Source organism: Arthrobacter sp. Y3225116 (assembly GCF_059091245.1).
The window spans coordinates 1-7,782 of sequence record NZ_JBNHGL010000136.1 but is presented as its reverse complement, the minus strand read 5'-3'; the positions used below and the strand labels follow the sequence as shown (position 1 = coordinate 7,782).

The 7,782-nt window shown below is 69.1% G+C and carries 9 protein-coding genes; 2 read left to right on the top strand and 7 right to left on the bottom strand.

Going from position 1 to position 7,782, the window contains the following annotated elements; all coding sequences use genetic code 11:
- Nucleotides 1-47 precede the first annotated feature (47 nt).
- Nucleotides 48-1,265: a signal recognition particle-docking protein FtsY gene (gene ftsY / locus AC5RV2_RS12170; protein WP_494092543.1), complete on the bottom strand. Its 1,218-nt coding sequence runs from the start codon at nucleotides 1,263-1,265 to the stop codon at nucleotides 48-50.
- Between the two features lie 143 nt (nucleotides 1,266-1,408).
- Between ftsY and AC5RV2_RS12165 the strand changes: the two genes are divergently transcribed.
- Both AC5RV2_RS12165 and AC5RV2_RS12160 read left to right on the top strand, forming a co-directional pair.
- On the top strand, nucleotides 1,409-2,143 hold the full coding sequence (locus AC5RV2_RS12165) for a glutamine amidotransferase (RefSeq protein ID WP_494092542.1): 735 nt from the start codon (nucleotides 1,409-1,411) through the stop codon (nucleotides 2,141-2,143).
- 47 nt (nucleotides 2,144-2,190) lie between these two features.
- On the top strand, nucleotides 2,191-2,658 hold the full coding sequence (locus tag AC5RV2_RS12160) for a GatB/YqeY domain-containing protein (RefSeq protein ID WP_494092541.1): 468 nt from the start codon (nucleotides 2,191-2,193) through the stop codon (nucleotides 2,656-2,658).
- 22 nt (nucleotides 2,659-2,680) lie between these two features.
- Here AC5RV2_RS12160 and AC5RV2_RS12155 read toward each other — a convergent pair whose 3' ends face one another.
- The 6 genes from AC5RV2_RS12155 to AC5RV2_RS12130 form a co-directional block, all read right to left on the bottom strand.
- Nucleotides 2,681-3,187 (bottom strand): flavin reductase family protein, encoded by a 507-nt coding sequence (locus AC5RV2_RS12155; protein ID WP_494092540.1) that lies wholly within the window; start codon nucleotides 3,185-3,187, stop codon nucleotides 2,681-2,683.
- 37 nt (nucleotides 3,188-3,224) lie between these two features.
- A complete protein-coding gene (gene surE / locus AC5RV2_RS12150) occupies nucleotides 3,225-4,007 on the bottom strand; it encodes a 5'/3'-nucleotidase SurE (RefSeq protein WP_494092539.1) in 783 nt (260 codons plus the stop codon).
- Nucleotides 4,004-4,987, bottom strand: coding sequence for a 1-phosphofructokinase family hexose kinase (locus AC5RV2_RS12145; protein WP_494092538.1), 984 nt, complete (start codon nucleotides 4,985-4,987; stop codon nucleotides 4,004-4,006). Before AC5RV2_RS12145 ends, surE begins: the two co-directional genes overlap by 4 nt.
- Before the next feature lie 214 nt (nucleotides 4,988-5,201).
- Nucleotides 5,202-5,903: an esterase/lipase family protein gene (locus AC5RV2_RS12140; RefSeq protein ID WP_494092537.1), complete on the bottom strand. Its 702-nt coding sequence runs from the start codon at nucleotides 5,901-5,903 to the stop codon at nucleotides 5,202-5,204.
- The gene (locus AC5RV2_RS12135) at nucleotides 5,900-6,676 is read right to left on the bottom strand and encodes an alpha/beta fold hydrolase (RefSeq protein ID WP_494092536.1); all 777 of its coding nucleotides are present in this window, start codon (nucleotides 6,674-6,676) and stop codon (nucleotides 5,900-5,902) included. Before AC5RV2_RS12135 ends, AC5RV2_RS12140 begins: the two co-directional genes overlap by 4 nt.
- 18 nt (nucleotides 6,677-6,694) lie before the next feature.
- A partial coding sequence (locus AC5RV2_RS12130; RefSeq protein WP_494092535.1) for an AAA family ATPase occupies nucleotides 6,695-7,782 on the bottom strand: 1,088 nt, incomplete at its 5' end.

The window sequence follows — 7,782 nt, the reverse complement described above, 5'->3', positions numbered from 1 at the left end:
GCCGGCCGCGGGAACCGCCAAGCGGGGCGCGGACGGCCCCGCTGGCGCTAGTTCAGCAGCGCGTCGACGAAGTCTTCGGTCTCGAAGGGCGCCAAGTCGTCGGCCCCTTCGCCCAGGCCCACCAGTTTAACGGGCACGCCGAGGCTGCGCTGGATGGCGACGACGATGCCGCCCTTGGCGGTGCCGTCCAGCTTGGTCAGCACGATGCCGGTGATGTTAACGACGTCGGCGAACACCTTGGCCTGGTTCAGGCCGTTCTGGCCGGTGGTCGCGTCGAGCACCAGCAGCACCTCGTCCACGGTGGCCTGCTTTTCGATCACGCGCTTGACCTTGCCGAGTTCGTCCATCAGGCCGACCTTGTTTTGCAGGCGCCCGGCGGTATCGACCATGACCACATCGACTTCCTGCTCGATGCCGGCCTTCACCGCTTCGAAGGCGACGGACGCCGGGTCCGCGCCATCGACGTCGGACTTCACGGTGGGCACGCCCACGCGCGATCCCCAGGTAGCCAGCTGCTCGGCCGCGGCCGCACGGAAGGTATCCGCGGCGCCCAGGATCACGTCCTTGTCCTCGGCCACCAGCACGCGGGCCAGCTTGCCCACCGTGGTGGTCTTGCCCACGCCGTTGACGCCCACCACCATCATCACCGCGGGGCGGTCGGCATGGCGCATCACGGCCAGCGAGCGGTCCATGGACGGGTCCACCAGCTTGATCAGTTCCTCGCGCAACATGGCCTTGACCTGCTCCGGGCTGCGGCTTCCCTCCACCTTCACCCGGTCCTTGAGCGCGTCCACGAGTTCCATCGTGGGCTCGGTGCCCAGGTCGGCCAGCAGGAGGGTCTCTTCGATCTCGTCCCAGACGTCGTCGTCGATCTTGTCGCTGGCGAGCAGCGCGAGGAGGCCCTTGCCCAGCGCGTTGTTGGACTTGACCAGCCGTGCGCGCAGCCGGGACAGGCGGCCCTGCACCGGTGCCGGCGTTTCGACCGGGATGGTCTCCAGCGCGGCGGCGTCCTCCGGAATTTCGACCTCGGCCGGCGGCAGTTCCTCCTCGGTCGGCGCGCCGAGGGGCGGTGCCGGGGCCGTCGGTCCGCGGGGCGCTTCCAGGGTGCCGGTACCGCCCCCGGTAGGCGGCATGGCCGGGTCATTCGCGTCCCGGGTGGTGGTGTACGTGCCGGGCGGGGTCCTGCGTCCCCGCAGCAGCAGCGTTGCCACCAATCCGATGACGACAATGGCGATGACTACGTAAATGATGATGGTTGCGTCCACGGTTCCTAGCCTAGCTGCTGAGCGTTCCGCGTCACGGGTCAGGCGGCGACGGCGGCGGCGTCACCCGGAACCCGGCGGCCGAGGCGGACGACGGCGGCCAGCCCACGTTCCAAGGCCTGCCGCAGCGACTGTACGATCGACGCATGAAGCCCTTCCTGCTGCTGGCCACGCGCGCCGAAGACACCGCAGCCGATGAGGAGTATGCGGCCTTCGCCCGTTTTGGCGGCCTGGAACCGGGCCAGTTGCACCGCGTGCGGCTGGAGGCCGGACCGATGCCGGCCATTGATCTGGACGATTACAGCGGGATCATCCTCGGCGGCAGCCCATACACCTCCAGCGACGACGACGCATTCAAGTCCGCCGCCCAGTTGCGCGTCGAAGCCGAGCTGGAGCAGCTGCTGGACACCGTCGTCGCGCATGATTTCCCGTTCCTGGGCGCCTGTTACGGCGTCGGCACGCTGGGCCGGTACGGCGGCGGCGTGGTGGACCGGCAATACGGCGAGCCGATCGGTGAAGCGCAGATTGTGCTGACTGACGATGGCGGTGCCGATCCCCTGCTCGCCGGCCTGCCCCGTGAGTTCGGTGCCTTCGTTGGGCACAAGGAGGCCTGCTCCGTGTTGCCCGCGGGCGCCGTCCGCCTGGCCGTGTCAGCGCACTGCCCCAACCAAATGTTCCGGCTGCAGGAGAACCTTTACGCCACGCAGTTCCACGCCGAACTGGATGTAGACGGCCTGCTGACCCGGATCTGGATCTACCGCGATGCCGGCTACTTCCCGCCGGACCAGGCCGATGCCGTCATGGAACGGGTGCGCGGTCGCACCGTGACGATTCCGCAGCGGATACTCCGCAACTTCGTCACCCGCTACGCCACCGACTGACACGGCACCCGCCGCACCCACCGAACCCCACAGGAACGAGGAACCGAATGAGTTTGAAAGAGCAGCTGCAGGCCGACGTCGTCGCCCACATGAAGGCGGGGAACAAGACGGCCCTGACCACCGTGCGCAACGTTCTGGGCGAAATCGCGACCAAGGAAAAGTCCGGCAAGACGCCGGTGGAGCTGGACGACGCCCAGACCACCGCGCTGCTGCAGAAGGAAGCCGCCAAGCGCCGCGACACTGCCCGCATCTACACGGAAGCCGGAGAGCCGGAGCGGGCCGCCGCGGAAACCGCGGAAGCCGAAGTCATCGAGGCGTACCTGCCCCAGCCGCTCAGCGAGGCCCAGGTCGCGGAGATCATCGATGAAACCATCGCCGGACTTAAGGCCGACGGCGTGGAGCTGTCCATGCGGCAGATGGGAGCGGTGATGAAGCCGGTCACCGAGAAGGTCGCCGGCCGCTTCGACGGCAAGGCCGTCAGCGAGATGGTCCGCGGGCGGCTGGCGGGGCAGTAATCAAAGCGGTGACCGTCGGCTCCTAGGCCGGGTGGCCGGCCTCGAGATCCTTGACGTCGCTGAAGGTCAGGAGTTCGGCGGCATCCTCCCCGTGCGTTTCGAGCGGGGACAGCAGGAAGCCGGTGTGGTCGCCGAGATCGACCTTTTTCAAGACACGTCCGACCATGACGCGCGCGGCGTCCGCCAGCAGCGGAACATCCTCCGGTCCGGGCACCCAGTCGCAGTGCGAGAACTTGTCCACGTCGTCGCCCGTCGTGGCGCCGAACAGTTCCGCGAGCGCCCGCTGGCCGCGCTCCAGTACGTGGACCGCCAGGACGCCGGCCTCCAGCGCCACGGGATGGGTGCGGTTCTGTTGCGAGATGCACACCAGGAGCAGCGCCGGCTTCAGGCTGCATTGCGTGGCGAAGCCGACCAGGCACCCTGACCGCTCTCCTCCGGCCCCCGCTGCCGTGACGATGTACATCGGATAGTCGAAGCCCCGCACGAAGACGTTCATCAGCTGCCCGGACGTTGCCTGTTTCTGCGCCATTCCCACATCATGGCGTACCTTCACGGGGTTTTACCGACTACCAATGCAACCTGGCCATGGTGGCCGACAGCTCCGGCAGTTCGCTCTCGGTGACCGGCTGGATTCCGGTGACCGTGGCGAAGCCGGCGGCCAGGAGCGCGAAGTCGCTCTCCGGCGGGGCTTCCTCCTGGCTGTCCGCGATGGCCAGCCGCAGGTCCTCGTCTCCGCGTTCGGCCAGCGTGGTCTGCACGATGCCGAATTCGGCCAGCGTCGCCGACCGGTATTCCGGCAGCCGGGTGCCGTCCACGTTGGGCACGTTGAGGTTCAGCACGGTGCCCGTCTGCTGGTCCATCAGGTACGGCAGCAACCCGGTCGCCAGCCGGGCGGCGGTGTCCCAGTTCAGCTGCGCCGGCTCCAGCCCGGTGTCCAGCGACACGGCCATCCCGCGGCCGCCGTTCACGCCCGCGGTCAGCGCGGCGCCGACCGTGCCGGAGTGCAGGATCACCCGGCCCACGTTCGCGCCGCGGTTCACTCCGGAGAGCACCAGGTCCGGGGCGTCCCCGAAGGCACCGTGCGGCGCGATCATGGCTATGAAGCCCGGCGTGCCGTGCACGGCAAACGCCGGCACGGACTCGAGGCCCTTCAACGTGCGCCGCTCGATCCGGATGCGGCCCTCGTCCTCCCGGGCGGTAATGGACGCGCTGCTGCCGCTGGCCTCGGCGACCGGCGCCGCGATCGTCACATTCAGGCCGGCCTCCAGGACTCCCGCCGCCAGGGCGTGCAGGCCCGGGGAGTCGATGCCGTCGTCGTTGGTGATCAGGACCATCTTCGGCTTGCTCATTGTTCTTGAACCTTCCGCGCCAACTCGTCGGGGCTGATTTGCCGTCCTGTTGCCTTCCCGCCGCCGTCGTACGGCGAGACCGTCACCAGTTTGGTCAGGTTCCGGATGGCGCCCTCTTCCCCGGTGCCCAGGCCGTGGCGGGTCACGTTCAGCGCGCCGGCGGCCGTACCCAGCACCACCGCCTCGTGGATGGTGCCGCCGTCGGCCAGGGTGGCGGCCACCCCGGCGGTCAGCGAGTCCCCCGCCCCGTGGGTGTCAACGCTCTGCATCTCGGGTACCCGGATCTCGCTGAGGGCGCCGTCGTGCAGCATCAGGGACGGCAGATGCGCGCGGGTGACAATCACCGTGCCGGCTCCTTCCTCGTGCAGGGCGCGCATCGCCCCGATGATTGCCTCGGGCTCGTCCGAGGCGGCGCGCCCGCTCTCGGTCAGTTCGTCATCGGCAATCTTGGCCACGCTCACCCCACCGGCGAGCGCGGCGGTGAGCCGGTCGCCGGTGAGGTCGGTGATCACCCGGCAGCCCGCGGTACGCAGGTCGGCCGCAAGCCGGCGGTAGACGTCGTGCGGTACGGCGTCTTCGCGGACCGCGCCGCTGAGGATCGCCGTGCCCGCCTCGATCCCGGCCTGCAGGGTCAGTCCGTAAAGTTCGTCGAGTTCATGGCGCGTCAGTTTTTCCCCGGGACTCTCGGCGATGACTTCCCGCTCGCCGCCGCGCCGGTCATGGACATACGCCGCGCTGCTGCCCTGGCCCTCCACCGGGAGGACCTTGACGCCCTCGTCGGCGATCAGGTGCCGGATCACGCCGCCGGCTTCGCCCGAGAACGCGGCGCACATCGTGACGGACGCGCCGAGGGCGGTCAGCATCCGCGCCTGCCAGACGCCCTGGCCACCGGCGTGCAGGTGGATATCGGCGGTGCCCTCGACGTCCTCCACCGTCACGGTGAGCACGGGCGAGGGAGCGAAAATTACTACGGAGCCCATCGCGAACCTCCATCGAACCGGTGTCCGGTCATGACTGCCTCCTTTTGTTGCCCCGGACCGCCGTCACGGCTGCGCGGCTGCCCGGTTTTCCTTCTGAAGTGGTCCGTGGTTTCGACACTAACGGCCCGTCGCGGGCCCGACAATGGCCGCCTGGGGCGCAAAAGTCCTCCCAGCCCCGCGGCCACGCGGATCGGACCCGTTATGACCGGACCGCTTATTCCGGCGTCGCGCCGTCCAGCACCCGGTCGATGATGTCCCGGACGCGGTCCTCGGCAATGATCTTGAAGTGCCCGCTGGTCTCGAGCCGGATGTTGGTTGCGCCGTCGAGCCGGCAGCCGCCGGGAATGTGCGGGTCGAACGCGCTGTAGACGGACACGATCCGGTGGTTGACCTCCAGGTTGGCCAGCAGCCGCCGCAGGACGCGGTTGTTCGGCGCGAACGCGCGGACCATCGGCGTCACCGCGAAGGACGCGTAGCGGGACCCGGAAAACGGCGTTCCGATCGCCACCATGCGCTTCACCCGCGCCCCGGACTCCGCGCCCGTCATCACGTATTTGCCGATCAGTCCGCCCTTGCTGTGCGCGATGATGGTCACGTTGTCCAGGTCCTGCCCGCGCAGGTAGTCGGCGACCAGCCCGGCCATCCGCTCGACGCTGCCCACGTTGTAGCCCAGCGGCTCGATCACGTGCACCGGATGCCCGCGCCCGTGGACGTGCTCGATCAGCGGGCGCATGAACTTCCAGGACTCGTAGATGCCCGGAAGCACGACGACGGGGTCCGCCGCGCGGGTTCCTGCCTCCCGGTACCGCGCCGGGCCGGTCCGGTCGAAGAATCCGCGGACCTGCTGGCGGCCGATGTAGGCGTAGTCCAGCAGCCAGGCCCGGCCCAGCCGCAGTCCCGGGAACAGGTGGTTCATGACCGGTCTATGACGGCAGCATCGTCGAATCCGGCCGTGGCCAGGCACAGCCGGGCCACCGGACCGGGCGAACGGAACATCATCACGTGCGCCTCGCCGGGGATGCTGTCCACCGTGGCGTCCGGGCAGGCATCGGCCAGTTCGCGGCACCAGTCCAGCGGCACGATCGGGTCCCGGTCGCCGCGGACGATGCGCACCGGCACCTGCACCCCGGCGATCCGCTGCTCCAGCTTTTGGTCAAGCATGGCCGGCAGTGTCTTCAGGAACCAGCGCGGCCCGCAACGAAGATAGTCAGTGACCTCGATCATGTCCACGGTCAGCGGTTCCCGGAACCCGTCCTGGAGCAGCCGGAGGCCGTGCTGCCAGGCCGTGCGTTCGCGGCGGTTCGCCGTCGGCGCCAGCAGCACCAGCGCGGCGGCGGTGTCCGGGTGGTGCAGCGCCATTTCCACGACGACCTGGCAGCCCATCGAGTGGCCCACCAGCACGGCGGAACCGACGCCCAGCCGGCCCATGACCGCGTCGACCAGCCCGGCGAAGTCCACCAGCCCCAGGGCGCGCTCCGGTTTGGCGGTTCCTCCGTGCCCGGGCAGATCGACCAGGTGTACCGTTCCGTGCCGGGCGAGTTCAGCCGCGAGGGGTTCGAAGTAGCGTCCGGAGACGCCGATGCCGTGTACCAGCACGAAGTCCGTGGGCCCGGAGCCGACGGTCCGGATGCGGACCTCGCATCCGTCGATGGTCAGCATCTGGGCTGTCTCGCCCGGTATCCCCGCCAATTCGCCTGCCTTCCTGCCTCAGTCGACCAGTGCCTTTGCATGTTCCAGCCGCTGCGAGATGACGGTGGTTACGCCGTCGCCGCGCATCGTTACACCGTACAACGCGTCGGCCACTTCCATGGTGCGCTTCTGGTGGGTGATGACGATCAGCTGGCTGGATTCGCGCAGCTCCTCGAAAATGGTGATCAGCCGGCCCAGGTTGGTGTCGTCCAGCGCCGCTTCCACCTCGTCCATCACGTAAAACGGGGACGGCCGGGCCTTGAAGATCGCCACCAGCAGGGCCACTGCGGTCAGCGAGCGCTCGCCGCCGGAGAGCAGGGACAGGCGCTTGATCTTCTTGCCGGCCGGCCGGGCTTCCACGTCGATGCCCGTGGTGAGCATGTCCTCCGGATCGGTAAGCACCAGCCGGCCCTCGCCGCCCGGGAAAAGCCGGCCGAACACCCGCTCGAACTGCACGGCGGTGTCGCGGTAGGCCTCGGTGAAGACCTGTTCCACCCGCTCGTCGACTTCCCTGATGATCTCCAGCAGGTCCTTGCGCGTGGCCTTGAGGTCCTCCAGCTGGGTGCTCAGGAACTGGTGGCGTTCCTCCAGCGCAGCGAACTCCTCCAGCGCCAGCGGGTTGACCTTGCCCAGCGCGGCCAGGTCGCGCTCCGCTTTCTTGAGCCGCTTCTGCTGCTCCTCGCGCACGAACGGCACGCCCTCGGCGACGGCGTTGCCGTCCTCGTCCACCGGTGCCCGCAGCGCCGCCCACTTGTCGTTCGACGCCGCGGTGGCGACCGGCACCGGCTGGTCCGGCCCGTACTCGGCGATCAGGTGGTCGGGGGTCAGGCCCAGCTCCTCGATGGACCGGGTCTGCAGGGCCTCGATCTTCAGCTGCTGCTGGGCCCGGGCCAGCTCGTCGCGGTGGACCGTGTCCGTCAGTTCGCGCAGTTCGGCGGCGAGCGCGTCGGTCGACGAGCGCACCGTGGACAGCTCCGCCTCCCACGCCGCGCGCACCTCTTCGGCCTCGTCCCGTTCCCGCTCGGCGAGGTCCACCGAGACGTCCAGCCAGGCCAGTGCCTCCCGGGCGCCCTGTGCGACGGCGGCGGCCTTGGCGGCCTGGAGCC